Consider the following 26,577-nt stretch of genomic DNA (forward strand, 5'->3'; position numbering starts at 1 on the left):
AGGTCAGTAGATATAATAAACTAATTTAATAAAAACGTTACGCTATGTACGCAATTGTAGAGATAGCAGGGCATCAATTCAAAGTTGAAAAAGACCAAAAAGTTTTTGTTAACCGTTTAGCAACAGAAGAGGGTAAGGAAGTTTCTTTCGATAACGTTCTTTTAATTGCAGATGGTGACAATATAACTTTAGGCGCCCCAGCTATAAACGGAGCTCTAGTAGGAGCAAAAGTTTTAAAGCACCTTAAAGGTGATAAAGTTATTGTTTTCAAAAAGAAAAGACGTAAAGGTTACCGTGTAAAAAACGGACACAGACAATCTTTAACTGAAATCGTAATTGAAAGCATTGTAGCTTCAGGTGGAAAGCCAGTGGCTAAAGCTGAAAAAGCAACTCCAGCTAAAAAAGAAGAACCTAAAGCGGAAGCTAAAAAGGCTGCTCCTAAAAAATCAACTGCAAAAGCAGACGATTTAAAGAAAATTGAAGGTGCTGGACCAAAAGCTGCTGAAGCTTTGGTAAATGCAGGATTTGAAACTTTTGCTAAAATAGCTAAAGCGACTCCTGAAGCATTAAGCACTGTGTTATCAGATGCAAGTTCAAGATTAGCTCACATTGTGACTGACACTTGGCCAAAACAAGCAGCTTTAGCTGCTGATGGTAAGTGGGATGAACTTAAAGAATTACAAGATAAATTAGACGGCGGAATCGAAAAATAATTTCGTTTTTATTAATAAATAAAACCTTAAGACAATGGCTCATAAAAAAGGAGTTGGTAGTTCTAAAAACGGTAGAGAATCAGAATCAAAACGCCTAGGTGTTAAGATTTTTGGTGGACAAGCTGCTATTGCTGGAAATATCATCGTAAGACAAAGAGGCAATACACATCACCCAGGTGAAAATGTGTATGGCGGAAAAGATCACACGTTACATGCTCAAGTAGACGGACTTGTGAAATTTACAAAGAAAAAAGATAACAAATCTTATGTTTCTATTGAACCTTTCGAGGCTTAAGAAACAGATTCTTTAATATATTAAAACCCTTTCTGGCAACAGAGAGGGTTTTTTATTTAGCCATAATCTCCTTTATAATCTTCACATGATGATTGGTGTGTAATTCTAAAAAACGATAAATTCGTGGTTTGTTAATATCTCCAAACATAGGGTGCTTAAAAAAAGCGTTTTTATCTAATTTTGGAATTGATTTAATATATATTCTTGCTTGTTGCAGTTGCTTTAAAAGATCTGCTTTTGAAATAATTTCTGGCGATTTAACATTTTTAGGTGCTTGCGCTTTTCCTCTTGGAAAAAACCCTAATGTGAAAAATAACTTTCCTAAAAAACTAAAATTATTTTTATATAATATAGGATTTGAAGCTTGAAGCGTTTGAATAACACCATTAATCACTTTGAAACTATGATCTATATGCCAAGCAACATTAGCTTTGGAAACTTTTAAATTTGAAATATCACGGTTTGCAATATTCTTTTCTAAAGCATTAATTAAACTATCTAATTTTTTTGAACTCATAAATCACGTTTTAAATAATCCAAGTTACGCTTTTTAGAATTATTTTGGATGTGTATTGTTAAGTCCTATTGATGCTTAAAAAATCTGTGAGGTATGGATCAAATTTGTGTATTCAGAGATTTGCTCGCGATAGGGATTACTCATGCATTTCTACTTTAATAAATAAGAAATCGTGAATGCTGTACATTTGTAACGGCATATTTTTTGAGGCATGATAAAAAGATATAGTGGAAGGCGTTGTGCTACCTAGATTTTGCGAAGTGGTAAATGCCCAAAAAAAATCCCAAACATTGCTGCTTGGGATTTTTAATATGAGATTCCTGCCTTCGCAGGAATTTGTTAGTATCTATAGTATTCTGGCTTATAAGGACCTTCAACTGCTACACCAATATATTTGGCTTGATCGTCTTTCAGTTCCGTAAGCTCAACACCAATTTTTTCAAGGTGTAATTTTGCTACTTTTTCATCTAAATGTTTAGGTAACATGTACACATCGTTTCCGTAAGCTTCTTTGTTTTTCCACAGTTCAATTTGTGCTAAAGTCTGATTCGTAAACGAGTTGCTCATTACAAAACTTGGGTGACCTGTTGCACAACCTAAATTTACTAAACGGCCTTGCGCTAAAAGAATAACGTCTTTTCCGTTAATAGTATATTTATCTACTTGTGGTTTGATAACGTCTTTGGTATTACCATGGTTTTTATTTAACCAAGCCATATCAATTTCGTTATCAAAATGTCCAATGTTACAAACGATTGTTTTGTCTTTCATAGCTTCAAAATGTTCGCTACGAACGATATCTTTATTTCCTGTTGTTGTAATAACAATATCAGCATTCGCAACAACCGTTTCTAGTTTTTTAACTTCAAAACCATCCATTGCCGCTTGAAGCGCGCAAATAGGATCTATTTCTGTTACGGTTACAATACTTCCGGCACCTTTAAAAGAAGCAGCAGTACCTTTACCAACATCACCATAGCCACAAACTACTACGCGTTTTCCGGCTAACATAATATCGGTAGCACGACGAACGGCATCTACAGCACTTTCTTTACAACCGTATTTATTATCGAATTTCGATTTAGTAACCGAATCATTCACATTAATGGCAGGCATTGGTAAGGTTCCAGCCTTTACGCGCTCGTATAAACGGTGAACACCCGTAGTGGTTTCTTCAGAAAGACCATTAATTCCAGCAGCTAACTCTGGATATCTATCTAAAACCATATTGGTTAAATCGCCACCATCATCTAAAATCATGTTTAATGGTTTGCGGTCTTCACCAAAAAATAAAGTTTGTTCAATACACCAATCAAACTCTTCTTCGGTCATATCTTTCCAGGCATATACAGCGGTTCCAGCTTCTGCAATAGCTGCAGCAGCCTGATCTTGTGTGGAGAAAATATTACAAGAACTCCAAGTAACTTCTGCACCTAAAGCTTGTAATGTTTCAATTAAAACAGCCGTTTGGATTGTCATATGTAAACATCCTGCAATACGTGCACCTTTTAATGGTTGTTCGTTTTTATACTCTTCACGAAGACTCATTAGTCCTGGCATTTCTGCTTCGGCTAAATTCATCTCTTTTCTTCCCCAAGCCGCAAGCGACATATCTTTTACCTTATTCGGTATATAAGTATCAGTTTTTGTAGTCATAATAATTCTTTTTCTTAATTTTTTTAAAGTCTAAACAACTTTGGCAATAGGACTTAAAATAGTTAAATTCGCTTGTCAGAATTGTTAAATCGCCTTCGGCTTTGCAAAGATAACTAATAACTTTTAGAAAATTAAATGCCACTTTATAAAACCCTTTACCCCAACTCACAAACTACTGTTAAAATATGGAAGATCGAGGAGTCGTATGACGATCTGATACAGCCAATTACCTTAAAACCTGAAAGTTTAAGCCGTGTTTTAAGTATGAAAAGTGAGTTGCATCAACGTGGGTTTTTAAGTGTACGACACTTATTAGCCGAGTTTGGCTATACAGATATTGACCTGTTTTATGATGAAAACGGGAAGCCTCATTTAATGGACGGAAAGCATATTTCTATAACCCATTCGTTTACATTTTCTGGCGTTGTTGTTAGTGATAGGGAAGTGGGAATTGACATTGAAAAACAGCGTGATAAAATTGGCGTAATAGCTCATAAATTCATGGATTATGAAAGTCAATATTTACAAGCAGACGCTCCAGACTATATCCGAAAACTAACTGTTATTTGGTGTATTAAAGAATCGCTTTACAAATTGTTTGCCACGCCAGGATTGAGTTTTTTACAACATACTTTGGTTATTCCATTTGCCATATCCGATACCGAAACGCGTGCATGGATAGATTATCAAGATAAAAAACATAGTTTTGAAACTACATTTACGGAGTTTGAAGGTTTTACCTGTGCATTTGCTTTGCCAACTTTCTAATGAAAAACGTTTATCAAAACATATTAGATGCAGTTTCCAAAAGTGAAGAACTATTGGCGGTTTTAATCGATCCTGATAAAATGCACTTAAATAAAGTGCCAAATTTTATAGAGAAAATTAACGCATCTATTGCCACACATATTTTTGTAGGTGGTAGTGATGTCGAAGAAAAAACTACCGATAGTTTGGTAAAGGAAATTAAAAAACATAGCCAATTACCTATTGTTTTATTTCCTGGTAATGTAAGCCAAATTACAAATCATGCCGACGCCATTTTATTTTTATCTTTAATTTCGGGTAGAAATCCAGATTATTTAATTGGGAAGCATGTGCAAGCGGTTTCAAAATTGAAGGATTCTAATTTAGAAGTAATATCTACAGGTTATTTACTAATTGAAAATGGAAAACAAACAGCCGTACAACGCGTAACGGAAACCAAACCTATGCAAACTAAAAACATACAAGTAATTGTAGATACGGCGAAAGCTGGCGAATTACTCGGTATGAAATTGATCTATTTAGAAGCGGGTAGTGGGGCTTTATACCCTGTTTCTGAAGAAATAATAAGCAATGTAAAAGCGGCTATTAAATTACCATTAATTGTTGGAGGCGGTATTAAAAGTATAAAGCAAATGGCGCAAGCCTATGAAGCAGGAGCGGATATGGTGGTTATAGGAACGGCATTTGAAGAGGATGAAGCGTTTTTTGAAGAACTTCAAAATTGATGGTGTCACCTCGAGCTAGTTAAGAGGTCTTACTGTCGAAATAAATATAATAATTAAATAGATTACCGCTTACGCGGCAAAAACATATGAAAATATCAGTAGAATTAACGTTAACGCCATTGCATGATGACTATGAACCAGCCATCATTCACTTTATAAAAAAATTGCGCGCCTCCAATTTAACGGTGCTTGAAAATCCATTAAGCACGCAGGTTTATGGCGATTATGATGCCGTTATGAATTTGTTAACCATAGAAATAAAAGAAGCTTTTGAGCTTATTGAACGCGGATTGCTACATATGAAAATAGTAAAATCAGATAGACAGGATTATGAACCCCATTTTTGATTTTTTTATAGATGCGTATCGTCATACACCAACACATTTAATAGTTTTAGAGGCTATCACATTTGTGTTTGGAATTGCTAGTGTCTATTATTCTAAAAAGCTGAATATTTTAGTCTATCCAACTGGGCTAATTGCCACGATTTTAACAACGTATATTTTATATGTAGCGGGTTATTTGGGAGATATGATGATGAACTTCTATTATTCAATTATGAGTATTTATGGCTGGTGGAATTGGGCCAGAAGAAAAAATGACGAACTGGTAGTTAAAGTGACGAGAACCAATTTTAAAGAGAAAATTATTGGATTCGCTATGTTTCTTGTAACAATGATGGTAACCTATTCTGTCTATAAAATTTACGGCTATGAGCTGGAAACACCCAATTATATTGATATTTTCACCTCTGGAATTTTCTTTACAGCCATGTGGTATATGGCCACCAAAAAACTGGAAAACTGGACCTTATGGATTTTTGCCAATATAATAACGGTTCCACTTTATGCCTATAGAGGGTTAGGAATATTATCCTTACAATATATAATATTTACAATTTTAGCTATTCAAGGCTATATCGCATGGAAGAAACACTTAAACAACGAGACAGCGACTGTATAAAAATTGTTTTGTTTGGTCCGGAATCGACTGGAAAAACGGCCATAGCTATAAAATTGGCGGCACATTATAAAACGCTATGGGTGCCTGAATTTTCACGTATTTATGCGGAAGAAAAAGCCCATAATAATGAACCTTTAACCAAACATGATGTAATTCCAATTGCCAAAGGTCAGATTACTTTGGAAAATAAATTAGTTTTAGAAGCTAATAAATTACTGATTTGCGATACCGATTTATTGGAAACCAAAGTTTATTCAAAAGCCTATTATCCGGAATTTGAATCTGAAGTACTGGAAAAGTTTGCCACTGAAAATTACTATAATCTCTATTTTTTGACTAATATTGATTTGCCTTGGGAACCCGACGGTATTCGCGATAAACCGCATGAAAGAGAAACCATGTTTAAGGCTTTCCAAAACGCGTTAAAAACCTACCAAAAACCTTACGTTTTATTAAGTGGAAGTTTGACAAATCGATTTGAAATAGCAGTAAAACATATTGATGAATTATTAAACGAAAACATATGACTTTTTCTGAAAAGGACATACAACAAATAGAGGCTAAAGGTTTAACTTTAACAGGTATTAAGCAACAAATCCAGATTTTCAGGATGGGTTTACCTTATTCCAACTTGGTGGCCGCAGCAACTGTAAATGATGGGATTTTGCGTCCAGATATTTCGGAAATGGAATCAATTGTCGCTCGTTTTGATGAAAGTAAAGATCAGTTTGATATTTTGAAATTTGTTCCCGCCTCTGGCGCGGCAACGCGTATGTTTAAATTTCTCTTTCAGTTTTTAGAAGAATACGATCCAGCCGTGGAAACCATAAACGCGTACTTAAACACTAGAGATACTAAAGATTTACACGTGTTTTTCGTTGGATTGGAGAAGTTTCCATTTTACTATGAAGTGATGAAGCTTTTAAATGAAAACTATTCAGATTTTTCAGAATTGAATGATAGTTACCGATCGCAACTGTTTGTAAAAGCGATGCTGGATGAAAATGCACTTAATTATGCCAACTTTCCAAAAGGTTTATTGCCTTTTCATGAGTATAAAAATCAAATTATTTCAACCGCTTTTGAAGAGCATTTATTTGAATCTGCTTTATACGCGTCTTGCAATAAACAAGCTAAATTACATTTCACCGTTTCTGAAAATCATAAAGATAAATTCAACAATGAATTTGCTAGAATTGAAGATAAAGTAGAGCGTAAAACCAATTCACAATTTGATATTACCTTTTCATATCAAAAAGAATGTACTGAAACGATTGCTGTTAATGCTAAAAATGAACCGTTTCGCATTGAAAATGGTGATTTGCTATTTCGCCCTTCAGGGCATGGCGCTTTAATTGAAAATTTAAACGATTTAGATGCCGACATCATTTTTATCAAGAATATTGATAATGTGGTGGTTTTTAAATACAAAGAGGAGGTTGCTAAAAACAAAAAGGTTTTAGCTGGTATTTTAATAGATATTCAACAACAGGCATTTCAATATTTAGAGCAGATAGATAAAGGTCATTTAACGTATACTGACATAATTGAAATTGCTGAATTTTTAACCCAGAAAATGCAAGTCAGAATTTCATCAGAATTTGAGAAATACGCTGAAAAATATCAAATAGAATATTTAAAAGATAAATTAAATAGACCTATTCGTGTTTGTGGCATGGTTAAAAATGAAGGTGAACCTGGTGGCGGACCTTTTTGGGTAAAAGATGAAAGCGGCGCTATTTCACTTCAAATTGTGGAATCTGCCCAGATTAACCAAAAGGATAAAAACCAAAAAGAGATAGCTAAAAATGCCACACATTTTAATCCGGTGGATTTGGTTTGTGGTGTAAAAGATTATAAAGGCAATAAATTTAATCTCACCAAATTCGTAGATAATAAAGCAGCTTTTATAAGTAAAAAAACAAGGTTAGGGAAAGATTTAAAAGCATTAGAACTTCCGGGATTATGGAATGGAAGTATGGCTAATTGGAATACTATTTTTGTTGAAGTACCTCTAATTACGTTTAATCCTGTAAAAACGGTTAACGACTTATTAAAGTCGCCTCACCAAATTAAATAATATGTTTGATGCCGCTTTACTTATTACCGAATTGTCTTTTAAAGCCGTAAGAAGTTCGGGTGCCGGTGGGCAGCATGTCAATAAAACATCGTCTAAAGTAGTGTTGAATTTTGATTTGCCTAATTCCCAAGTGTTTTCGGAAAACCAAAAGGAACGTTTATTAAAAAAATTACAAAATCGACTAACCACAGAAGGCATCTTAATACTTCACAGTGAAGAAAGTCGGAGTCAACATAAAAATAAAGATTTAGTAATTAAACGTTTTTTAGAAGTTATTAGGCAAGGACTGATTGTTCCTAAAAAACGAAAACCAACCAAGGTTCCTAGGTCTGTTAAGCTCAAGCGCCTTTCCAACAAGAAAAAACAGGCGGATAAAAAAACAAATCGAAAACCACCTGAAGTTTAGTGTTCAGTCGCACTAGCAGTTACATTCGCTGTCCCCTTATTCAGTTCCGTTTCTCATAAATTTTTAGAGAAAATAATAAAAACGACATTCGTGTTTTTTAAATCGAAAAACAAGACTACCTTTGCAGCGTTCTCAAAAAGGGGTGCTAAATTGGTTGCTGTTTATTGATAAGTGATTATAGATTTTTGAATTTAAAACCTTCAAAATCTTAAATCAGGAATCTTAAATCTTGAATCTTTTCGGCTGAGATCATACCCATTGAACCTAGAACAGGTAATGCTGTTTAGGAAAATAATAATGTTTGTTATGCTATACCTATGTGCGTATGGCAGCAAAAAACAACTAATTTTTAATCAGAATAATAACCTCTTTTTATTCGCTAAATTTATTTATCGGATGAAATTTTTATTCAACAATGCGTCAGTTTTTCGCTGGCAAAATCTTCAAAAAGCAGCTTTGCTTCCAGTAATTTTAACAACTTCTATGGGTGTTTTTGCCCAAGAAAAACCAAAAGATTCTACCAAACTAGAAACCTTAGATGAGGTTTTGGTGCGCTCGGTTCGTGTTAAAGCAGATTCGCCCATTACACACTCTAATCTTTCAAAAGAAGATATTCAGGAACGTAATTTAGGTCAAGACATTCCTATTTTATTAAACTTTTTGCCGTCAGTTGTTACAACATCGGATGCTGGCGCTGGCGTAGGTTATACCGGTATTCGTGTACGTGGAATTAATGCGCAATCCACGAATGTAACCATTAACGGAATTCCTTATAATGATGCAGAATCATTAGGTACATTTTGGGTAAATTTAAATGACTTTGCCTCATCTGTAGAAAGTTTGCAGTTACAACGTGGTGTTGGAACATCTACCAACGGTTCTGGTGCTTTTGGTGCCAGTGTCAATGTTCAAACGGATGCGGTTTCAAATGAAGCTTATGGTGAGTTTGCTAATTCCTTTGGAAGTTTCAATACGCGAAAACATACTTTAAAATTCAGTACCGGTTTACTAAACGACCACATAGAATTTGCTGGGCGTTTATCTAATATTAAGTCGGATGGCTATATTGATCGTGCCACCTCTAATTTGAAATCTTACTTCCTTCAAGGTTCCTATAAAACGGCCAATACCTTAATAAAAGCGATTACCTTTTCGGGGAAGGAAATAACTTACCAATCATGGAATGGGTTGGAAGATTTGGATAAATTGGAAAACGATAGAACCTACAATACAGCTGGTGAATACACGGACGAAAATGGCAACATTCAATTTTATAAAAATGAAGTGGATGACTATCAGCAGGATCATTATCAAATGCATTGGAATCAACGCTTTGATAACAATTGGTCCACTAATATGGCTTTAAATTACACAGCTGGACGTGGGTATTTTGAGCAGTATAAAGAAGATGCAGCCTTTGTAGATTACGGTTTGAATGATGTAACCATTGGAACAGAAACTATTGAGGAAACCGATTTGGTCCGTCGTCGTTGGTTGGATAACGATTTTTACGTGGTAAATGCGAATGCCAATTACAAAAACAATACACTAGATGTGCTTTTTGGAGGTTCTTATAGTTATTATGATGGCGATCATTTTGGAGAAGTTATTTGGGCGCAATTTGCAAGTAATAGTATGAATACAGATCGTTATTATGACAGTAAAGGTTTAAAAAAAGATATTAATTTTTTCGGAAAAGGAACCTTTAAGTTGAATGATAACATGAGTCTTTTTGCTGATTTGCAACTGCGATTAGTGGATTATACTATAGACGGCATAAACTCGGATCGAATTCCGTTTGATGTAGATGAAAAGTATTCATTTTTCAATCCGAAAGCAGGAATTAACTATAAGTTTAATACTATAAATAGTCTGTATTTTTCGTATGCACGTGCTAATAGAGAACCTAATCGAGATGATTTTGAAAACAACGCCGATGTTAAACCAGAACAATTAAATGATTTTGAATTAGGCTGGCGTCATGATACTAAAAACTTCCGAATTACCACCAATGTCTATTATATGCTTTACAATGAACAATTGGTGTTAACTGGAAATATAGATCAGTCTGGTAATCCTGTCCGTACTAACAGTGGCGATAGTTACCGTTTAGGTTTGGAAGTGGAAGCGGCGGTTCAAATTGGTGAAAAATGGCGTTTACAACCAAGTTTAACATGGAGCTCCAATAAAAACAAGGAAACTATTATGGAAGTTGATGGGAGTTTAGTGAATTTCGGGCAAACGTCTATTTCTTTTTCACCAGAATGGATTGCTTCTAATGCCTTGACATTTCAACCTATTAACAATTTACAGTTAACGCTTTTAAGTAAATTTGTAGGTGAACAATTTATGAGTAATACCGAAGCAGCTGCCTCTAAATTGGACAGCTATTTTATTAATGATTTGAGTATTAATTACGAAATAAAAACGAAACGGTTTTTAAAATCTATTCTGTTTTCTGGATTGTTTAACAATATATTAAATGTGAAATATGCATCCAACGGTTTTTATTACACCTATGATGATACTTGGTCTAACGCACCGCAAGTCACCACTATGGATGGCGCTGGATTTTATCCACAAGCAACTTCTAATTTCTTATTGGGAATGACTTTGAAGTTTTAGGTCAAGTTGCTGCGGAGGCAGAAACCTCATAGATACATTTACAGAACTTTAGTTTTTAGAATGTCTTGACATTTGAACTTCAGATAAAAACTGCTTAAAAACAAAGAAACGTTTTTAAGCAGTTTACTTTTAGGAGGTGTTTTTACGGGAAAACCGTAATGTGTTTTGCAACTTTTCGATGAACTGCATGAATTCGGTAGGGATTGTTACTCAGATAGTTTTTTTTCTTTTTATATTTTTGAAATAACAAAATTAACTTTGAGTTATTTGAGAAATCTCTTTGTAGGAATTTTAAATAGCGTTCAGTCGATTCACATAAAAGAGGAGGTTGGTTTTCTTCAGCATCATGTACTGACTTTAAATAATTTTAGCATGCAAAAATATAAAAAGGTTTGGATACTTTACACGGCTTTATTTAGTATAGCATTAGCCATAGTTTTTTTATGTTTTTCAGATAGCGCAGTTCTTTCTGATCAGCAGGTGGATAAACCCTTTTTTCAAATTGCTTTTCTTGCTGTTATATTGGCTCCAATTATAGAGGAACTCATATTTAGAGGCTATTTTAGTAGTCAGAAATACTTAAAATGGGTAAGCATATTATTGCTGCCCATTTTTGTTATTTTAATTTCAACACATTTAACGGTAATTTTATTATTAGCATCGCTTTAGGTACTATTACTCTTATATTTTAAATTTAAGAAGTCGTTTTTAGAGGATTTAGTAATAGTATTTAGCGCATTACTATTTTCTATACTACATTTTCAAGCGGAAGATTTTAATCAATTATTTTCACTTTATCCTGTTATGTTTCTTTTTGCATTAGGACTTCTTGCAATTTGGATAACAATAAATTTTGGGCTAGTAAAAGCAATAATTTTTCATTTTGTTTGGAATTTGGTTATAATGTTAGTTGTCTTTTTTGCATTACAAAATCCAGACATTAACGTTAATAAATTTGAAAATGAAACTATAGTTATCGAATGGGAGAGAAGCCCTTTAATTAATTCCAATTCAAAAGGCATTTCTTATTCGAAAGAAAAATTAATTGTAAATAGTATTACTTTAAATAACCTTTTAAGTTTCGTAAATCAGGTAGAATTAAATAAGGACTTAAATAATCAATATTATCAAACTGAAGTTTTTATGAAATATAATTTCAAAATTTATTTGAAAGATTCCACAAAAAGACTTTCAAAACCAATTACGGATTATTTTAAAAATCAAAAGCTATTAGAGTAGGAGTATTCAATGATTGAGTTTTAAAGAGAAAAATTTTAGTAAATTAGCGAATAAAATAGTTTCTAAAATCATGAATGAAGATCAAAAAAATAAACACTTATCTAAAAAGTTTTCACCTTATTTCCTAGTCTATATTATTGCTACGACGTCTATCTTTTTTATTTTCCCGCATGAACTTTTGGGGAATACATATGTTTTAATTACTTATTTGACTATTAGTTTAATTTTTATTTATATCTTTTTCAAGTATAAAAAGAATCTTGATTAGAATAAACCAAAAATTATGAGTGAAGATCAAAAACGAAAATACTTAATTGAAAAATTCTCACCCTATTCTCTTGTATACCTTGTAACTACCGCATTTGTGTTCTTTATTTTTCCACATGAACTTATGGGGAACATATATGTTTTGAGTGGCTATTTTATAATGTGTTTAATTTTTATCTATATCTTTTTTAAGTATAAAAAGAATTTAGACTAAAGATATTTAATTATTATAAACCCGAATAATATTACCGGTTTTCTCTACATAATAACGTTTTAAGCCGTAAGGTCCAGGCGTACCTTCTTGGGGTTGTCCCGTTAAAATATCGTAGGAATTAGCATCACTACAACCACAAGTTGCGATAACACCTGTAACAGTTAGTTTAGAACAATCGCGAATCACATGATTCGGGTCCGATAATTCAAAAGCATTGTAGTTATTACCGCCGGCATAAAAAACTACCACACCATTAATGCCATAAGTATTATTTAATAACACATAGTTATTTGGGAATTCCATATCACTATACTGCGGTAAATTGGTGTTTATTAAACTACCAGTATCAAAACCATAATTTGGTAAAAATTCGTTTTGGCGTTGATCGTCATCATTTTTGCTGCATGAAGTTATAAGTAGAGACGCAAAAACAAATAAAAATAGATATTTCATAACCAGTTATTATTTGAGGGCAATTTACAACAAAAAGACCAACTCATTAAAATTTTCGTATATTTAGGAGACTATAAAAATGCAGTTCAAAACTGTTTAAAGCAAGCTACTTATCCTATTTTTAACAATTCTGAAATTTACAGGAGTCGAAAAAATTGTGTAGCTTTGTATTTATATCTCGTGCAAGCGGGATTTTTTTATGCTGAACAGATTGGTCGCTAAACGACCATTTGTTTTCAGCATCTTTTTTTATTATTAAAAATCATGAAATTATGAGTAAAATATCATATTATACGGAGGAGGGCTTAAAGAGATTACGTGAAGAGTTACGCCAATTAAAAGATGTGGAGCGTTCAAAAGCATCTCATGCTATTGCTGAAGCAAGAGACAAAGGAGATTTAAGCGAGAATGCTGAATACGATGCCGCAAAAGAAGCACAAGGCATGTTGGAAATGAGAATCTCCAAGTTAGAAGGCGCTCTAGCTGGAGCTAGACTTATTGACGAATCTCAATTAGATAACACAAAAGCATTAGTGCTTTCTAAAGTGAAAATAAAAAATCAAAACAATGGTATGGAAGTAACGTATACTTTGGTTGCCGATGGAGAAGCAGATTTAGCAGCTGGTAAAATTTCCGTTAATTCACCTATAGGAAAAGGTTTATTAGGAAAGTCGGTTGGCGAAGTGGCCGAAGTGCACGTACCAAACGGTGTTATTAAATTTGATGTTTTAGAAATTTCTAGATAACAACCTTAACGGAGCTTCGACTTTGATACAAAATGAATCACTAAAATATTCTTAAAAAGATTCCCTTAAAACCGGAATCTTTTTATATTTACCAGTATATCAACAGCAAACTATGGCAACATTATTCACAAAAATTATTAATGGCGAAGTTCCGTGTTATAAAATTGCGGAAACCGAAGATTATTTCGCTTTCTTAGATATTAATCCCAATGCAAAAGGACATACGCTTTGTATTCCGAAGCAAGAAGTGGATAAACTATTCGATTTAGATGAAGTGGCATATCATGGTTTAATGGAATTTTCTAGACAAATTGCTTTAGCTATTGAAAAAGCCGTGCCATGTAAACGTGTAGGAATGACGGTTATTGGACTGGAAGTGCCGCATGTACATGTACATTTAATTCCCTTGAATACGATGGAAGATGCTCGTTTTATTTCAAAAGAAAAAGTGTCAGAACAAGATTTTCAGGCTGTAGCCGAAGCTATACGGGCGCACTTATAAATTGGATAAATATAGAGTTACGGCTATAGCAATTACTATAATGGCAATACTAACAATGATGCCAATCCAAGCCAATCTCTTTAACTTAAAAGATGCTTTTTTTGGAACAAAGGCACGTTGGTGGTAATCAAAAACACGATCTATATCATCAGTCCATGTTACGGGGTAAATAGCTGTTTCACAGGTTTTACAATATAACTGATGCCTTGTTTCACTGGTTAGTGATTTGTAAAAGCGCGTATCCTTAAAACGTTGTTTAAATGTTAAATGCAAACCATTAGTATTGTAGCATTCTGGACAGTTATTGTTTATAGCAACTTCCTTAATAGTCATAAATTGATCGTCCATACTTACGTGGTTTTAAAAACGATTTGCATGCTGGTTCCTTTATTAATTTCAGAATCAAGCACATATATTTTTCCATTATGGAATTCTTCAATAATGCGCTTTGCTAATGATAAACCTAAACCCCAACCTCGTTTTTTAGTTGTAAATCCCGGTTCAAATATACGTTTAAATTGACTTCTAGAAAGTCCTTTGCCACTATCTGTAATGGTTATTTTTACGTTGTTTTCTAATTGTGAAATAGCTATTATTAATTTCCCTTTGCCACGCATAGCGTCAATAGCATTTTTAACTAAATTTTCAATAGTCCAACTGTAAAGTTGCTTATTCAATTGCACATAAATAGGATCTTCAGGCGCTAAAATTTCAAATTCAATAAGTTTGGAGGAACGCGTTTTTAAATAATCATAAGATTCTAGAGTTTCGGCAACAATATCAACCTTTTCCAGTTTGGGCAAGGAACCAATTTTACTGAAACGTTCGGTAATTGTTTGCAAGCGACTGATGTCTTTTTCAATCTCCATGATGTATTCAGGGTTCACATTTTCAGTCTTTAATATTTCGGCCCAACCAATTAAGGACGATAATGGTGTGCCAATTTGATGTGCCGTTTCTTTAGCCATCCCAGACCATAGTTTATTTTGTGTCGCGATTTTGGTGCTGCGATAAAAAAAGTAGGCCACAGCTCCAAATAATATAATGATAAGTAAAAGCGCTAAAGGATAATATTTCAGCTTATCTATTAAGGGTGAATTTCCATAGTATAATTTACCCACATCAATTTTTTGCTTCATATCTGTATCATAATATGAAAGATCGATGGGGATATTTTCCGCCTTAAACTGTTCAATAAGCTTATTAATAAACACTTTATTAGCCAGTTTAGTACTATCTATATTTCGAAATGAGCTAACCTCGTTATTCTGGTCAACAACAATCATAGGATTATCATTCTTCGTATCGAAAAACACTTTAGATGAAACCGGATTTAAATTGTCATTTAATAAATTTTGCTGAATATCCATTTGAGCCGCAGCCCAAACATCCATTTTCTTACGCTGTTCTTCCTTAAAATGCTGAAAGAAGATATAGGTATTGCCTAGAATAAGAGATATAATTATAAAACTGGCGGCAATAATTATCCAGCGTGTTAGATTTCGATATTTATAAAAAAGCATAGGTTTTATTTGGCATGTTAAGATAATGGAAATCTGTTGATAATATTGTGTGAGATGATAAGCAAATCGTTTTTAGTTCGTTATTAGATTAATTACATTTGTACAAAATTATAAAGTTTCCATGATTTCATACGAACCTAATCAATTATCCACAGGCAAGTTACATAGTTATTTGTTAAGTGCCGTAGCGCCAAGGCCTATAGCTTTTGCAAGTACCGTGGATGCAGATGGAAACCCTAATTTATCGCCTTTTAGTTTTTTTAATGTATTTAGTGCCAATCCGCCGATTATGATTTTTTCACCAGCACGTCGGGTTCGTGATAATACCACTAAGCATACATTAGAAAACATCTTGGCAACCAAAGAAGTGGTTATTAATGTGGTTAGTTTTGATATGGTGCATCAAGCATCATTAAGCAGTACAGAATACCCAATTGGGGTTAATGAATTTGAAAAAGCAGGTTTTACCATGCTAAAATCGGATCTTGTGAAACCGTTTCGTGTAGCGGAATCACCAGTTCAATTTGAATGCATTGTAAAAGAAGTGATTCATTTAGGAACTGAAGGAGGTGCCGGAAATTTGGTAATTTGCGAAGTTGTAAAACTTCATATTGAAGAAGACGTTTTAGATGAAGACGGCACAATTAATCAAGAAAAACTGGATTTAGTGGCGCGTGCCGGTGGCAGTTATTACAGTCGCGCTAAAAAAGGCTTTTTTGAAATACCAAAACCATTAGCAACTTTAGGTATTGGTGTGGATGCTATGCCAGATTATGTGAAAAACAGCATGATTTTAACAGGAAATGAATTGGGTATGTTAGGTAATGTAGAAAGTTTACCAACTGCCGAAGCGGTGGAGGAATTCATGGCAACCGTTAGTAAAGATCATCCAAATATTAAGGATGCTACACATAGAAAAAAGCACAAATTGGCAAAAAACTATTTAAGCTTCGGCGATTTGGATAGTGCCTGGAAAATATTATTATCTTAACACAGAAAATTAAATTTAACAATGGAAGTACAAGGAAGAATTAAGGTTATTGGTGAAACCCAATCATTTGGTAGCAGTGGCTTTAGAAAAAGAGAAGTAGTCGTTACAACAGAAGAGCAGTACCCACAACATATAATGGTAGAATTTGTTCAAGATAAAACCGATTTACTAAATAGCTTTCAAGCTGGACAACAAGTTAAAATCAGTATTAACTTACGCGGAAGAGAATGGGTAAACCCACAAGGTGAAACTAAATACTTCAACTCTATTCAAGGATGGCGTATTGAAGCAGCTCAAGCAGATGCTTCAAGCCCAGGAATGCCTCCAATGCCACCTGCACAAGCTTTTGAGCCTGCAAATGATTTGAACGAAGAAGATAACGACGATTTACCATTTTAATGATTGGTTAAATCCCGTTTAATAAACCTCAACGTTTTATAGCGTTGAGGTTTTTATTTTTTAGAATTAAGGTGCTCGTTACATATTCAAATTAATATTATTCTAGCGGATGTCTGGTTGAGCGCAGTCGAAACCTAATTTATAAAACGCTATAGTTCTCGACTCCGCTCGAACGGACAAAAGGGATTATTGTTATTATACTAATTTATGCAATTTCTAAATGAAGATTTATGGTTTCCCGAGGTCAGCCAAGCCGATGAAGACGGTTTCTTGGCTATGGGTGGCGATTTATCGGTTGCTAGATTACTGCTTGCTTATAAATCGGGGATTTTTCCTTGGTTTGAGGCGGGACAATCCATTTTATGGTGGTCTCCAGATCCGCGTTTTGTGCTTTTTCCAGAAAACCTGAAGGTTTCAAAAAGTATGAAACAGGTTTTACGAAATGCTGATTTTACCGTTTCTATCGATCAAGATTTTAATCAAGTTATTACGGAGTGCTCAAATGCCAAACGTAATGGACAAGCTGGAACTTGGATTACGGACAGTATGATTGCTGCTTATAATGACTTGCATGAAGCTAGTTATGCTAAATCAGTTGAGGTTTGGCAGAATGAGGAATTAGTAGGTGGTTTTTATGGTGTAGATATAGGAAATGGCGTGTTCTGTGGCGAAAGTATGTTTGCCAAAGTCAGCAATGCCAGTAAAGTGGCTTTTATTACCTTTATTCAAAATACAAATTATAAGTTAATTGATTGTCAAGTGTATACCAATCATTTGGAACGCTTGGGTGCGGAAGATATTTCGAGAGAGGAATTTTTGAGTTATCTATTATAAATTTCAAACCTCATTATGCCTAAAACAAGCAACTTCATGATCATTCACCAAACCGGTAGCCTGCATAAAAGCGTACATAACAGTTGAACCTACAAATTTAAATCCGCGTTTTTTTAAGTCCTTACTTATAGCGTCAGAAATTGGTGAGGTTGTTGGGGCATCTTTGTAGTTTACCACTTTGTTTTTTATCGGTTTTTCATTTACAAAATTCCAAATATAATTACTGAAACTGCCGAATTCCTCTTGAATTTCCATAAATAATTTTGCGTTGGTAACCGTGCCATTTACTTTCAGTTTATTTCTAACAATGCCTGCATCTTGTAGTAAATTGTCAATTTTTGGTTGCTTATAATTTGCTATCTTTTTATAGTTGAAATCATCAAACGCTTTTTTGAAATTTTCTCGCTTGCGTAAAATAGTAATCCAACTTAAACCCGCTTGAAAAGTTTCTAACACTAGAAATTCAAAGAATATACCGTCATCAAAAACGGGAACACCCCAATCTGTATCGTGATAGGCTTCGTATAAAGTATCGCCAACACACCATTGGCATTTATGTTTCGTCATCCTTATTTAAATTGAATTTAAAGATAAGATAGTTATGATATATGTCATAATTAAACAGTAGAAAACACCCTAATTTTGTATGTTGTGTAATATCTGTTACATAGTTTAAAGCAATAAGTTAGTACCTTTGTAATTCCAAATAATGACCTATATTTTATGGAAATATTAAACGATACCGAAATTTCAAATATCATTAAAACGAGTTTGAAAACCAGTTATAATTATGCCGATTACCGCGATTTAGTGATTAATCTAGTAGCCAAAGAATCCACTACGGGCGACGATAAATCTGAAGAGATGGTAGAATATACCAAGCTTAATGATAAGCGTATGAAACGTTGGGATAAAACCATTAAACTCTCTGAAGAAACTCTGGCGCGTTTAGCTAATTTTAAAGGAAATGTTACCTGGGTTGTTATCACAGAAAGTTGGTGTGGCGACGCTGCTCATGTGGTTCCTGCTATGGCGAAATTAGCAGAGCAGAATACGAAAATTGGTTTAAAATTGGTTTTACGCGATGACCATGACCTCTTGATGAATCAATTTTTAACTAATGGTGGAAAGTCGGTTCCAAAATTAATTATGGTGGATACACAAACGAATGACGTGTTAGATACGTTTGGACCTCGTCCAGCAGCTGCTACAAAATTAGTAGCCGATTATAAGGCAAAACATGGAATGATAACACCAGAATTTAAAGAGGATTTACAAGTATGGTATAATCAAGATAAAGGTCAAAGCACAGTGTCTGATTTATTGAAAATGTTAGGGGTTTAACGTTTGCCTTCAAAATAAAAAGTGATGGAGCCTAGTTGCGTAGGTTTAGAGTTATCTATGCTAAAACGCGACTGATTGGCATAATCAAGCGCATGTTCTTGTAGGCAGTTATTGTCTGCAGATGCGCTAGAATTAATAGTCGATTTTATTACGATTCCTTTATAATTAACGGTGATATTGACAACAACTTTGCCCCCCGTTTCACATAAGTAAATGGGCGTTGGCAAGTATTTATGCGTTCTATCCACCAATGAATAATGCATAGTACTTTTTTTATTAACAGATTGTGCGGCAATATTTCCCTGCTGCTGTTTAAGAATCGCGTTAGCTTCGTTATAAGATGATAATACATCTTCGTCTATTTCCGAGCTAGAACCCGTTCCTGAATTTTGGCTCGTGCTTTGTTCCGCCGGTGCTTCTTGCTTGGTATATTCGTAATCTTTTGGTGGCGCAATGGGTTGGTAAGCTTGTGCGAATGATTTATACTTTTTAGTTTCGTTAAAAGCCTTATTGGTTTCAGCTTTATCGGACTGCTCGGCTGCTAGTTTTTCTATGGCTTCAGCTTCTAATTCTTCTACCGTTTTAGGTTCCATAACATAATAGCTTTCGGCTAATTTCTCACTATGTTGGTTTATGTGAAAGCCAAATAGCAGCATTAAAACCGTTCCCGATATTAACCCTGTAAGAATTGCTGCTTTATGTTGATCTGAAAGTTTCAATACCTGTAAAGTGTCTTTTTTTAGAATGATTTATCAGGGTAATATACGTAAAAAGACGCTATTTAGTTGTTAAGCTTTCTATAAAGGCTTCGGGAGTTAAGGCATTGTCTACATGGAATTCGCCAATTTTAGTCCGTCTTAAAACCGATAAATGCCCACCAGAATCTAATGCTTTTCCAAAATCATGAGCCAAAGAACGAATGTAAGTGCCTTTGCTGCAAACCACCCGGAACTCAATATTTAAACCGTCAATTTTGGTTATTTCAAAAGTAGAAATTTGAATACGACGCGAACTAATTTCAACGGCTTCACCTGCACGGGCAAATTCATATAAGCGTTTGCCTTCTTTTTTAATAGCGGAAAAAACAGGAGGAAACTGATCAATTTCACCAATAAACTGTTTGGTGGCTTCATGAATCATGGTTTCTGAAATATGTTCTGTAGGGAAGGTTTCATCTATTTCAGTCTCCAAATCATAAGATGGCGTGCTGCTACCTAAAACAATAGTTCCTGTATATTCTTTGTCTTGACCTTGATAAATATGGATTTCTTTGGTCATTTTACCCGTGCAGATAATAAGTAAACCCATAGCCAGCGGATCTAAAGTGCCCGCATGACCTACTTTTATTTTCTTAATATTATGAGCGTGGCGAATTTCCCAACGTAGCTTATTTACAACTTGAAAAGAAGTCCAATTTAAAGGTTTGTCTATAAGTAAAACTTGTCCAGATTGAAAGTGTTCAGCAGTCTTCATATTAGTTAGCGAAGGTGTAAATGATAGCAATAACACCAACTACAGCGCAATAAATAGCAAAATAAGACAGTTTACTTTTCTTCACTAGCGAAATCATCCAAGTACAAGCAAATAATCCGGCTACAAAAGCGGCTATAAAACCAGCGCTTAAAAAGGTGAAGTTAGACGTTTCATAAGTTAAATTACCACTTAAAAGATCTTTAGCAATTTTGCCAAAAATAAGAGGAACCACCATCAAGAATGAAAAGCGCGCAGCTCGCGTTTTATCATTTCCTAATAACACAGATGTAGAAATAGTTGCACCTGAGCGTGAAATTCCTGGAAGCATTGCAATAGCTTGCGAAATGCCAATTATAAAAGCATTTTTAAAACTTACTTTTTTATGGGTGTCTTTTGCTTTGTCTGCCAAAAAAAGTAAGGCGGCTGTAACCAATAGCATGCAACCGACTAAAAGAATATTACCACCAAAAAGACTTTCTAATTGCTCTTCGAAAAAGAGCCCTACAATTACTGCAGGAATCATGGAAAGCGCAATTTTAGAAACGAACTGCAAATCTTCATTCCATTCAAATTTCAGCACACCTTTAAGGAGTAGCCAAATATCTTTTCTGAACACAACCATTGTACTTAAAGCCGTTGCGAAGTGCAAAACAACCGTGAACAGAAGGCTTTCTTTTGGCATGGAATTATCGCCTAAAATGGCTTTTCCTATTTCTAAATGACCACTGGAAGAGACCGGCAAAAATTCGGTAAGACCTTGTATTACGCCAAGAATTATTGAATCAGTAATATCCATAGGATAGACATATTAACGTTTAAAAATCAAACAAATAAGGATTAACGATGTGACTTATTTTTTATTTGGATTTAGTAGAATAGCATAAACTTCAATAGCAAAACCAATTAAAACTAAAGTTGGCGCTAAACGAATACGACGGAAATTAAATATTTCTGGGTTAAAAACATTAGGATCATCGCTACCGCCACCAGACATAAGAATAAATCCAAGAGCAATGCATCCTAAACCAATTAACATGAATGTGTAATTTTTTCTTCCGAATACAAAGTCGGTTTGAATATCTTCTTTACGTTTTTGCTCGCCCATAATTCTTAATTAATCTTTCGAAACTTCTGATCCTGTTGAAAATTCTGTAAATATAATAGTATCATCAATAGCTAATTGTGACATGATGTACTTAGCCATCTTTTTGGCAAATGCAAAGTAACTGATTTATTTAAAACTTTAACGTTAAGAGATTCTAAATTTAAAACCAGTTCTAAACCATTATCAATGTAGAAAGTTTCATCTGTATCACTTGTTAAAATAATATCGTTGGAAGAGCCTTCACTCAACTCAATTATTCTTACAGTTTGAACTATACAAGACTCCGGAGTTGGATTAGAAACTAACAATTTTTTTTGCGACTACAAATCCGAAAATTCCGACTAGAAATGCAATTCCGGCATAAATAAGTGTTTTTTATCTCTGTTTTTCTTTAGTAATACAATTGATCGGTTTTTAAATTCAGGAAACGCTGGGTTGCTATAAAAGTGCTAATCCACGTAATTATAATGCCTAAAACAAAAATACCCGCAAACAAAAGCCCTAATAATATGTGGTTATTTAAAAGTTCTAATTCCGGAAAGGTTTTATTAATATAATATAGAACGATAGCCATACCAATCATAGCTAGTACGGCACCAATAAAACCTAAACGCACACTTTTCCAAACGAAAGGACGTCTAATAAACTGCTTGGTAGCACCAACCATTTGCATGGTTTTAATGGTAAATCTTTTAGCATAAACGGATAATCGAATAGAGCTATTAATTAATAAAACGGCGATTATGGTAAACAAACCGCTTATAACTAATATCCAAAAACTAATTTTCTTGACATTGTCATTCATCAAGTTTACCAAATCATTGTCATAACGAACTTCGTCCACAAAACTTTTGGAAAGTGCTTCTTGTGCAATAACATCTAATTGTTCAGCTGTAACAAAATCAGCTTTTACATGAACATCAATGGAGTTTTGAAGCGGATTATAACCTAAAAAAGCCATGAAATCTTCGCCGTTTTCAGCTTTCATTGATTCTGCTGCCTGTTCTTTAGAAACAAATTCGGTAGATTTTACATAATCGGCCATAGCTAAACTCTTTTCTAGCTGTTTCGTTTCCACTTCCTTGGCTGTATCTTTTAAATAAATGGTAACGACCACTTGTTCTTTAAAGTGATCAGAAACTTTTTTGGCATTTAAAACCAGCATCCCCAATAAACCCAAAAGGAATAAAACCAGACCAATACTTAATACCACCGAAAAATACGAGGATATTAATCGGCGTTTTTGATACTTCTCAAAAGATGAACTCATAGATACAATGCATTATTGGTGTAAAAATATAAAAGAAATCCAATTCCTTAAGGATTACAACGTTTAAACTTTTAACATTGTTATAATAAGTTTAAATTTGCGCATTAAAAAATGCTTGGAAAGGACGGAATTGCAAAGCTATTGATGATTTAGTTGATAAATGCTTTACAGACTGTCATTTTTTGATAAAATATAGGTCAACTTACGATACAAAATTAGTTATGCAGTACACTTTCAACGACATAGAGGCCAAATGGCAAAAATATTGGGTAGAAAACGAAACGTTTAAAGCCGAAAATCAATCGGATAAACCCAAATATTACGTATTAGATATGTTTCCGTATCCTAGTGGTGCAGGGCTTCATGTAGGTCATCCGCTTGGTTATATTGCCAGTGATATTTACGCACGTTACAAACGTCATAAAGGTTTTAATGTATTGCATCCGCAAGGATATGATAGTTTTGGTTTGCCTGCGGAACAATATGCTATTCAAACAGGTCAACATCCTGCACTTACAACGGAAGAAAACATAAAAACCTATAGACGCCAATTAGATCAAATAGGATTTTCATTTGATTGGAGTCGGGAAGTGCGCACATCAGACCCCAATTATTATAAATGGACCCAGTGGATTTTTATTCAATTATATGAATCTTGGTATAATAATGATACTCAAAAAGCAGAACCGATTGAAACCTTAATGTCGAAATTTTCTTCGGAAGGAAATACGGCAGTTCATGCAGCCTGTGATGCTGATGTTGAAACATTTTCTGCAGAAGATTGGAGCAGCTTTTCTTCAAAAAAACAGCAAGAAATTTTATTACAATATAGATTAACCTATTTAGCGGAAACTGAAGTGAATTGGTGTCCTGCTTTAGGGACCGTTTTAGCCAATGATGAAATTGTAAACGGTGTTTCCGAACGTGGAAGTCATCCAGTGATGCGGAAGAAAATGACGCAATGGTCTATGCGGATTTCAGCTTATTCGGAACGTTTGTTGCAAGGTTTAGATACTATTGATTGGACGGATTCATTAAAGGAAAGTCAACGCAATTGGATTGGGAAATCCATTGGAGCTATGGCGAATTTCAAAGTTATTCCAAATGTCACCTTGAGTGCAGTCGATGGGTCTCGGGAAGTTTCGGTTTTCACAACCCGTCCTGACACTATTTTCGGTGTCTCATTTATGACATTGGCGCCAGAACATGAATTGGTTTCGCAAATTACAACTCCAGAGCAAAAAGATGCGGTTGAAGCCTATATTCAAAGTACTTCAAAACGAAGTGAACGTGAACGTATGGCCGATGTTAAAACCATTTCAGGTGTTTTTACAGGCGCTTATGCGGAACATCCTTTTTCTAAAGAACCTATTCCTATTTGGATTGGCGATTACGTTTTAGCAGGTTACGGAACAGGAGCAGTTATGTCTGTTCCTTGCGGTGATCAACGTGATTATGCTTTTGCTAAACACTTTAATATTCCAATTCCTAATGTTTTTGAAGGCGGAGATATTTCGGAAGAAGCTTTTACTGAAAAAGAAAAAACAATTATTACGAATTCAGATTTCTTAAATGGCTTACCTTATAATAAAGCCATGAAGCGTGCTATTTTCGAATTAGAAAAAATAGGTCAAGGCGAAGGAAAAACAAATTATAGGTTACGTGATTCCGTATTTTCTAGACAACGCTATTGGGGTGAGCCGTTTCCAGTTTATTATGTAAATGGTATGCCGCAGATGATTGATAAAGCACATTTGCCAATCCGTTTGCCAGAAGTCGAGAAATATTTGCCAACTGAAACAGGCGAACCACCTTTAGGTCGTGCTGATGTTTGGGCTTGGGATGCGAAAAAGTGTTCAGTTGTCAGTAATCAGTTGATAGATGATGAAGCCGTGTTTCCTTTAGAACTGAATACTATGCCAGGTTGGGCAGGAAGTTCTTGGTATTTTTTCAGATATATGGACGCGAACAACGACTTGGATTTTGCAAGTGAAGACGCCCTTAAATATTGGGAGAACGTTGATTTATATATCGGTGGAAGTGAGCATGCAACAGGACATTTATTATACTCCCGTTTTTGGGTGAAGTTTATGAAGGATCGCGGTTTTGTTGGCGTTGAAGAACCTTTCAAAAAACTGATAAACCAAGGGATGATATTAGGAACAAGTGCTTTTGTATATCGCTTGAGCTATATGTTTCTAAACCCTAAAGTAGAAGAGGCTGTAGGTTCCAAAATTCTAAAGAAATTGCAAAACATTTATATTTCGCATTCGGAATTTATCAGTAAAGGGGATTTAGCTTCAGATAAAGACGCTTTAAAACGCCTTAAAAATACACTTGCCGAAATAGCTGGTTTACCAAATGCCGATACTTTAGAAAATTTAATAGTCGTGCCTTTACCAATTCACGTAAAAGTTCAGTATATAAATGCTTCTGATGAATTGGATATCGCTGGATTAAAAACAGATGGCGAATTTGGTGACGATTATAAAGATGCTATTTTTATAGGAGAAAAAGGCGATATAATTGATGGGAATAGCGACGTTTATAAAGTGGGTCGTGAGGTTGAAAAAATGTCTAAATCTAAATACAATGTGGTAAATCCAGATAGTATTTGTGAGGATTATGGCGCGGATAGTTTACGTCTTTACGAAATGTTTCTTGGTCCATTGGAACAATACAAACCTTGGAATACGGCGGGTATTACAGGTGTTCATGGTTTTCTTAAAAAACTTTGGAAATTGTATGTTGATGATACTGGTATTAAAGTTTCAGACACAGACCCATCAAAAGACCATTTAAAGACATTACATAAAACCATCAAAAAAGTAGAAGAAGATATTGAGAGTTTTTCATTTAATACATCTGTTTCTACATTTATGATTGCTGTTAATGAACTGACTGCTCAAAAATGCACAAGTCGTTCTATTTTAGAACCCCTTATTGTTTTAATGTCGCCATATGCGCCACATATAGCAGAAGAGTTATGGAGTCAATTGGGTCATAATAGCTCTATTTCAACAGCGGCTTTTCCAAAATTTGAAGCCAAGCATTTGGTGGAAAGTAGCAAGAATTATCCAATTTCTTTTAATGGTAAAATGCGTTTTACATTAGAATTACCAATGGATCTTAATAAAGAGGAAATTGAGAAAGCAGTTATGAATCATGAAAAAACAATGGCACAATTGGAAGGCCGAATACCTAAAAAAATCATTGTGGTTCCTGGGAAGATTGTAAACATCGTTGATTAAATAAGGCAGAAATCTCTTGTAGGCGGGCAATTTATTTCATGGTTTTGTTAAGACCACTCGAAGTGACGCGTCCAATTATTAAGATGACGTCAGTTCGAGTGCTCAATTTAGAAGCGCAAGCGCATAAATGAGTGTATCGAGAACCGGAAAACTGCCATTATTTCTTAACGAATATTTGGCTTACTATTTGCTATATATCTTGTAAATTCACCTTTCGA

28 protein-coding genes and 1 pseudogene are annotated in these 26,577 nt (G+C 34.4%); 18 read left to right on the top strand and 11 right to left on the bottom strand.

The features are described from left to right. The first annotated feature begins 44 nt into the window (after positions 1–44). Together rplU and rpmA are read left to right on the top strand one after the other, a co-directional pair. On the top strand, positions 45–713 hold the full coding sequence (gene rplU, locus ES674_RS04160; RefSeq protein WP_148402714.1) for a 50S ribosomal protein L21: 669 nt from the start codon (positions 45–47) through the stop codon (positions 711–713). Positions 714–747: 34 nt separating this feature from the next. Continuing rightward, entirely contained in the window at positions 748–1,008 is a 261-nt protein-coding gene (gene rpmA, locus ES674_RS04165) for a 50S ribosomal protein L27 (RefSeq protein WP_008639552.1), read from the top strand. A gap of 52 nt (positions 1,009–1,060) precedes the next feature. Here the strand turns inward: rpmA and ES674_RS04170 are convergent, their stop codons facing one another. Both ES674_RS04170 and ahcY read right to left on the bottom strand, forming a co-directional pair. After that, positions 1,061–1,525 (bottom strand): DUF1569 domain-containing protein, encoded by a 465-nt coding sequence (locus ES674_RS04170; RefSeq protein ID WP_148402715.1) that lies wholly within the window; start codon positions 1,523–1,525, stop codon positions 1,061–1,063. Positions 1,526–1,864: 339 nt separating this feature from the next. Then, a complete protein-coding gene (gene ahcY / locus ES674_RS04175; protein WP_148402716.1) occupies positions 1,865–3,181 on the bottom strand; it encodes an adenosylhomocysteinase in 1,317 nt (438 codons plus the stop codon). Between the two features lie 135 nt (positions 3,182–3,316). Between ahcY and ES674_RS04180 the strand changes: the two genes are divergently transcribed. From ES674_RS04180 to ES674_RS15765, 9 genes and pseudogenes are all read left to right on the top strand, one after another. Next, positions 3,317–3,949: a 4'-phosphopantetheinyl transferase family protein gene (locus tag ES674_RS04180; RefSeq protein ID WP_148402717.1), complete on the top strand. Its 633-nt coding sequence runs from the start codon at positions 3,317–3,319 to the stop codon at positions 3,947–3,949. Continuing rightward, positions 3,949–4,674, top strand: coding sequence for a phosphoglycerol geranylgeranyltransferase (locus ES674_RS04185; protein WP_148402718.1), 726 nt, complete (start codon positions 3,949–3,951; stop codon positions 4,672–4,674). The genes ES674_RS04180 and ES674_RS04185 overlap by 1 nt, the downstream gene beginning before the upstream one ends. A gap of 86 nt (positions 4,675–4,760) precedes the next feature. Then, positions 4,761–5,021, top strand: a complete 261-nt coding sequence (locus ES674_RS04190) for a hypothetical protein (RefSeq protein WP_148402719.1) — start codon at positions 4,761–4,763, stop codon at positions 5,019–5,021. Then, complete coding sequence (gene pnuC, locus ES674_RS04195) at positions 5,005–5,637, top strand: nicotinamide riboside transporter PnuC (protein ID WP_148402720.1); 633 nt, start codon at positions 5,005–5,007, stop codon at positions 5,635–5,637. Before ES674_RS04190 ends, pnuC begins: the two co-directional genes overlap by 17 nt. Then, positions 5,598–6,164, top strand: coding sequence for an AAA family ATPase (locus tag ES674_RS04200; protein WP_148402721.1), 567 nt, complete (start codon positions 5,598–5,600; stop codon positions 6,162–6,164). The genes pnuC and ES674_RS04200 overlap by 40 nt, the downstream gene beginning before the upstream one ends. Next, positions 6,161–7,717, top strand: coding sequence for a DUF4301 family protein (locus ES674_RS04205; RefSeq protein WP_148402722.1), 1,557 nt, complete (start codon positions 6,161–6,163; stop codon positions 7,715–7,717). The genes ES674_RS04200 and ES674_RS04205 overlap by 4 nt, the downstream gene beginning before the upstream one ends. Position 7,718: 1 nt before the next feature. Next, positions 7,719–8,123 carry an alternative ribosome rescue aminoacyl-tRNA hydrolase ArfB gene (arfB, locus tag ES674_RS04210; protein WP_148402723.1) on the top strand — a complete coding sequence of 135 codons (405 nt, stop codon included), beginning with the start codon at positions 7,719–7,721 and terminating at the stop codon, positions 8,121–8,123. A gap of 396 nt (positions 8,124–8,519) precedes the next feature. Next, a complete protein-coding gene (locus ES674_RS04215) occupies positions 8,520–10,748 on the top strand; it encodes a TonB-dependent receptor (protein WP_148402724.1) in 2,229 nt (742 codons plus the stop codon). A gap of 372 nt (positions 10,749–11,120) precedes the next feature. After that, positions 11,121–11,987 (top strand): annotated as a pseudogene (locus ES674_RS15765) (CPBP family glutamic-type intramembrane protease). Between the two features lie 487 nt (positions 11,988–12,474). Here ES674_RS15765 and ES674_RS04230 read toward each other — a convergent pair. Beyond that, entirely contained in the window at positions 12,475–12,921 is a 447-nt protein-coding gene (locus ES674_RS04230) for a hypothetical protein (protein ID WP_148402727.1), read from the bottom strand. A 272-nt stretch (positions 12,922–13,193) separates the two neighbouring features. On the opposite strand from ES674_RS04230, the gene greA reads away from it, so the two are divergent. Both greA and ES674_RS04240 read left to right on the top strand, forming a co-directional pair. Further along, entirely contained in the window at positions 13,194–13,667 is a 474-nt protein-coding gene (gene greA, locus ES674_RS04235) for a transcription elongation factor GreA (protein WP_148402728.1), read from the top strand. A gap of 112 nt (positions 13,668–13,779) precedes the next feature. After that, complete coding sequence (locus tag ES674_RS04240) at positions 13,780–14,169, top strand: HIT family protein (RefSeq protein ID WP_148402729.1); 390 nt, start codon at positions 13,780–13,782, stop codon at positions 14,167–14,169. Here the strand turns inward: ES674_RS04240 and ES674_RS04245 are convergent. Together ES674_RS04245 and ES674_RS04250 are read right to left on the bottom strand one after the other, a co-directional pair. Continuing rightward, a complete protein-coding gene (locus ES674_RS04245) occupies positions 14,164–14,517 on the bottom strand; it encodes a hypothetical protein (protein ID WP_148402730.1) in 354 nt (117 codons plus the stop codon). The genes ES674_RS04240 and ES674_RS04245 overlap by 6 nt on opposite strands. Before the next feature lie 2 nt (positions 14,518–14,519). Continuing rightward, positions 14,520–15,692, bottom strand: a complete 1,173-nt coding sequence (locus tag ES674_RS04250; protein WP_148402731.1) for a sensor histidine kinase — start codon at positions 15,690–15,692, stop codon at positions 14,520–14,522. A gap of 121 nt (positions 15,693–15,813) precedes the next feature. On the opposite strand from ES674_RS04250, the gene ES674_RS04255 reads away from it, so the two are divergent. From ES674_RS04255 to aat, 3 genes are all read left to right on the top strand, one after another. Beyond that, positions 15,814–16,683: a flavin reductase family protein gene (locus tag ES674_RS04255; RefSeq protein ID WP_148402732.1), complete on the top strand. Its 870-nt coding sequence runs from the start codon at positions 15,814–15,816 to the stop codon at positions 16,681–16,683. A gap of 21 nt (positions 16,684–16,704) precedes the next feature. After that, positions 16,705–17,082, top strand: coding sequence for a DUF3127 domain-containing protein (locus ES674_RS04260; RefSeq protein WP_148402733.1), 378 nt, complete (start codon positions 16,705–16,707; stop codon positions 17,080–17,082). Between the two features lie 207 nt (positions 17,083–17,289). Further along, complete coding sequence (aat, locus tag ES674_RS04265) at positions 17,290–17,916, top strand: leucyl/phenylalanyl-tRNA--protein transferase (RefSeq protein ID WP_148402734.1); 627 nt, start codon at positions 17,290–17,292, stop codon at positions 17,914–17,916. Positions 17,917–17,919: 3 nt separating this feature from the next. Here the strand turns inward: aat and ES674_RS04270 are convergent, their stop codons facing one another. Further along, positions 17,920–18,483 (bottom strand): DNA-3-methyladenine glycosylase I, encoded by a 564-nt coding sequence (locus ES674_RS04270; RefSeq protein WP_148402735.1) that lies wholly within the window; start codon positions 18,481–18,483, stop codon positions 17,920–17,922. Between the two features lie 156 nt (positions 18,484–18,639). On the opposite strand from ES674_RS04270, the gene ES674_RS04275 reads away from it, so the two are divergent. Beyond that, positions 18,640–19,260, top strand: a complete 621-nt coding sequence (locus tag ES674_RS04275) for a thioredoxin family protein (protein ID WP_148402736.1) — start codon at positions 18,640–18,642, stop codon at positions 19,258–19,260. Here the strand turns inward: ES674_RS04275 and ES674_RS04280 are convergent. The 5 genes from ES674_RS04280 to ES674_RS04300 form a co-directional block, all read right to left on the bottom strand. Continuing rightward, a complete protein-coding gene (locus ES674_RS04280) occupies positions 19,257–19,979 on the bottom strand; it encodes a hypothetical protein (RefSeq protein ID WP_148402737.1) in 723 nt (240 codons plus the stop codon). The genes ES674_RS04275 and ES674_RS04280 overlap by 4 nt on opposite strands. A gap of 58 nt (positions 19,980–20,037) precedes the next feature. Continuing rightward, on the bottom strand, positions 20,038–20,733 hold the full coding sequence (truB, locus tag ES674_RS04285; protein ID WP_148402738.1) for a tRNA pseudouridine(55) synthase TruB: 696 nt from the start codon (positions 20,731–20,733) through the stop codon (positions 20,038–20,040). Position 20,734: 1 nt separating this feature from the next. Then, a complete protein-coding gene (locus ES674_RS04290) occupies positions 20,735–21,529 on the bottom strand; it encodes an undecaprenyl-diphosphate phosphatase (RefSeq protein ID WP_148402739.1) in 795 nt (264 codons plus the stop codon). Positions 21,530–21,583: 54 nt separating this feature from the next. After that, entirely contained in the window at positions 21,584–21,838 is a 255-nt protein-coding gene (locus ES674_RS04295; RefSeq protein ID WP_148402740.1) for a DUF3098 domain-containing protein, read from the bottom strand. 391 nt (positions 21,839–22,229) lie between these two features. Then, on the bottom strand, positions 22,230–23,108 hold the full coding sequence (locus ES674_RS04300) for a cell division protein FtsX (RefSeq protein WP_148402741.1): 879 nt from the start codon (positions 23,106–23,108) through the stop codon (positions 22,230–22,232). A gap of 221 nt (positions 23,109–23,329) precedes the next feature. Here ES674_RS04300 and ES674_RS04305 point away from each other — a divergent pair, with 221 nt between their 5' ends. After that, the gene (locus tag ES674_RS04305; RefSeq protein WP_148402742.1) at positions 23,330–26,359 is read left to right on the top strand and encodes a class I tRNA ligase family protein; all 3,030 of its coding nucleotides are present in this window, start codon (positions 23,330–23,332) and stop codon (positions 26,357–26,359) included. The last annotated feature ends 218 nt before the right edge of the window (positions 26,360–26,577 follow it).

Source organism: Bizionia myxarmorum, from assembly GCF_008086205.1.
GTDB lineage: Bacteria > Bacteroidota > Bacteroidia > Flavobacteriales > Flavobacteriaceae > Algorimicrobium > Algorimicrobium myxarmorum.

What these genes read in the sequence shown, in the direction of transcription:
- ES674_RS04215 (WP_148402724.1), top strand. Translation starts at nt 8,520, where the DNA reads ATGAAATTTTTATTCAACAATGCGTCAGTTTTTCGCTGGCAAAATCTT.
- ES674_RS04255 (WP_148402732.1), top strand. Translation starts at nt 15,814, where the DNA reads ATGATTTCATACGAACCTAATCAATTATCCACAGGCAAGTTACATAGT.
- ES674_RS04260 (WP_148402733.1), top strand. Translation starts at nt 16,705, where the DNA reads ATGGAAGTACAAGGAAGAATTAAGGTTATTGGTGAAACCCAATCATTT.
- aat (WP_148402734.1), top strand. Translation starts at nt 17,290, where the DNA reads ATGCAATTTCTAAATGAAGATTTATGGTTTCCCGAGGTCAGCCAAGCC.
- ES674_RS04170 (WP_148402715.1), bottom strand. Translation starts at nt 1,525, where the DNA reads ATGAGTTCAAAAAAATTAGATAGTTTAATTAATGCTTTAGAAAAGAAT.
- ES674_RS04250 (WP_148402731.1), bottom strand. Translation starts at nt 15,692, where the DNA reads ATGCTTTTTTATAAATATCGAAATCTAACACGCTGGATAATTATTGCC.
- rpmA (WP_008639552.1), top strand. Translation starts at nt 748, where the DNA reads ATGGCTCATAAAAAAGGAGTTGGTAGTTCTAAAAACGGTAGAGAATCA.
- ES674_RS04295 (WP_148402740.1), bottom strand. Translation starts at nt 21,838, where the DNA reads ATGGGCGAGCAAAAACGTAAAGAAGATATTCAAACCGACTTTGTATTC.
- ahcY (WP_148402716.1), bottom strand. Translation starts at nt 3,181, where the DNA reads ATGACTACAAAAACTGATACTTATATACCGAATAAGGTAAAAGATATG.
- ES674_RS04180 (WP_148402717.1), top strand. Translation starts at nt 3,317, where the DNA reads ATGCCACTTTATAAAACCCTTTACCCCAACTCACAAACTACTGTTAAA.
- ES674_RS04200 (WP_148402721.1), top strand. Translation starts at nt 5,598, where the DNA reads ATGGAAGAAACACTTAAACAACGAGACAGCGACTGTATAAAAATTGTT.
- ES674_RS04300 (WP_148402741.1), bottom strand. Translation starts at nt 23,108, where the DNA reads ATGAGTTCATCTTTTGAGAAGTATCAAAAACGCCGATTAATATCCTCG.
- arfB (WP_148402723.1), top strand. Translation starts at nt 7,719, where the DNA reads ATGTTTGATGCCGCTTTACTTATTACCGAATTGTCTTTTAAAGCCGTA.
- greA (WP_148402728.1), top strand. Translation starts at nt 13,194, where the DNA reads ATGAGTAAAATATCATATTATACGGAGGAGGGCTTAAAGAGATTACGT.
- ES674_RS04205 (WP_148402722.1), top strand. Translation starts at nt 6,161, where the DNA reads ATGACTTTTTCTGAAAAGGACATACAACAAATAGAGGCTAAAGGTTTA.
- ES674_RS04270 (WP_148402735.1), bottom strand. Translation starts at nt 18,483, where the DNA reads ATGACGAAACATAAATGCCAATGGTGTGTTGGCGATACTTTATACGAA.
- ES674_RS04230 (WP_148402727.1), bottom strand. Translation starts at nt 12,921, where the DNA reads ATGAAATATCTATTTTTATTTGTTTTTGCGTCTCTACTTATAACTTCA.
- ES674_RS04290 (WP_148402739.1), bottom strand. Translation starts at nt 21,529, where the DNA reads ATGGATATTACTGATTCAATAATTCTTGGCGTAATACAAGGTCTTACC.
- ES674_RS04305 (WP_148402742.1), top strand. Translation starts at nt 23,330, where the DNA reads ATGCAGTACACTTTCAACGACATAGAGGCCAAATGGCAAAAATATTGG.
- ES674_RS04185 (WP_148402718.1), top strand. Translation starts at nt 3,949, where the DNA reads ATGAAAAACGTTTATCAAAACATATTAGATGCAGTTTCCAAAAGTGAA.
- ES674_RS04240 (WP_148402729.1), top strand. Translation starts at nt 13,780, where the DNA reads ATGGCAACATTATTCACAAAAATTATTAATGGCGAAGTTCCGTGTTAT.
- ES674_RS04275 (WP_148402736.1), top strand. Translation starts at nt 18,640, where the DNA reads ATGGAAATATTAAACGATACCGAAATTTCAAATATCATTAAAACGAGT.
- pnuC (WP_148402720.1), top strand. Translation starts at nt 5,005, where the DNA reads ATGAACCCCATTTTTGATTTTTTTATAGATGCGTATCGTCATACACCA.
- truB (WP_148402738.1), bottom strand. Translation starts at nt 20,733, where the DNA reads ATGAAGACTGCTGAACACTTTCAATCTGGACAAGTTTTACTTATAGAC.
- ES674_RS04190 (WP_148402719.1), top strand. Translation starts at nt 4,761, where the DNA reads ATGAAAATATCAGTAGAATTAACGTTAACGCCATTGCATGATGACTAT.
- rplU (WP_148402714.1), top strand. Translation starts at nt 45, where the DNA reads ATGTACGCAATTGTAGAGATAGCAGGGCATCAATTCAAAGTTGAAAAA.
- ES674_RS04245 (WP_148402730.1), bottom strand. Translation starts at nt 14,517, where the DNA reads ATGGACGATCAATTTATGACTATTAAGGAAGTTGCTATAAACAATAAC.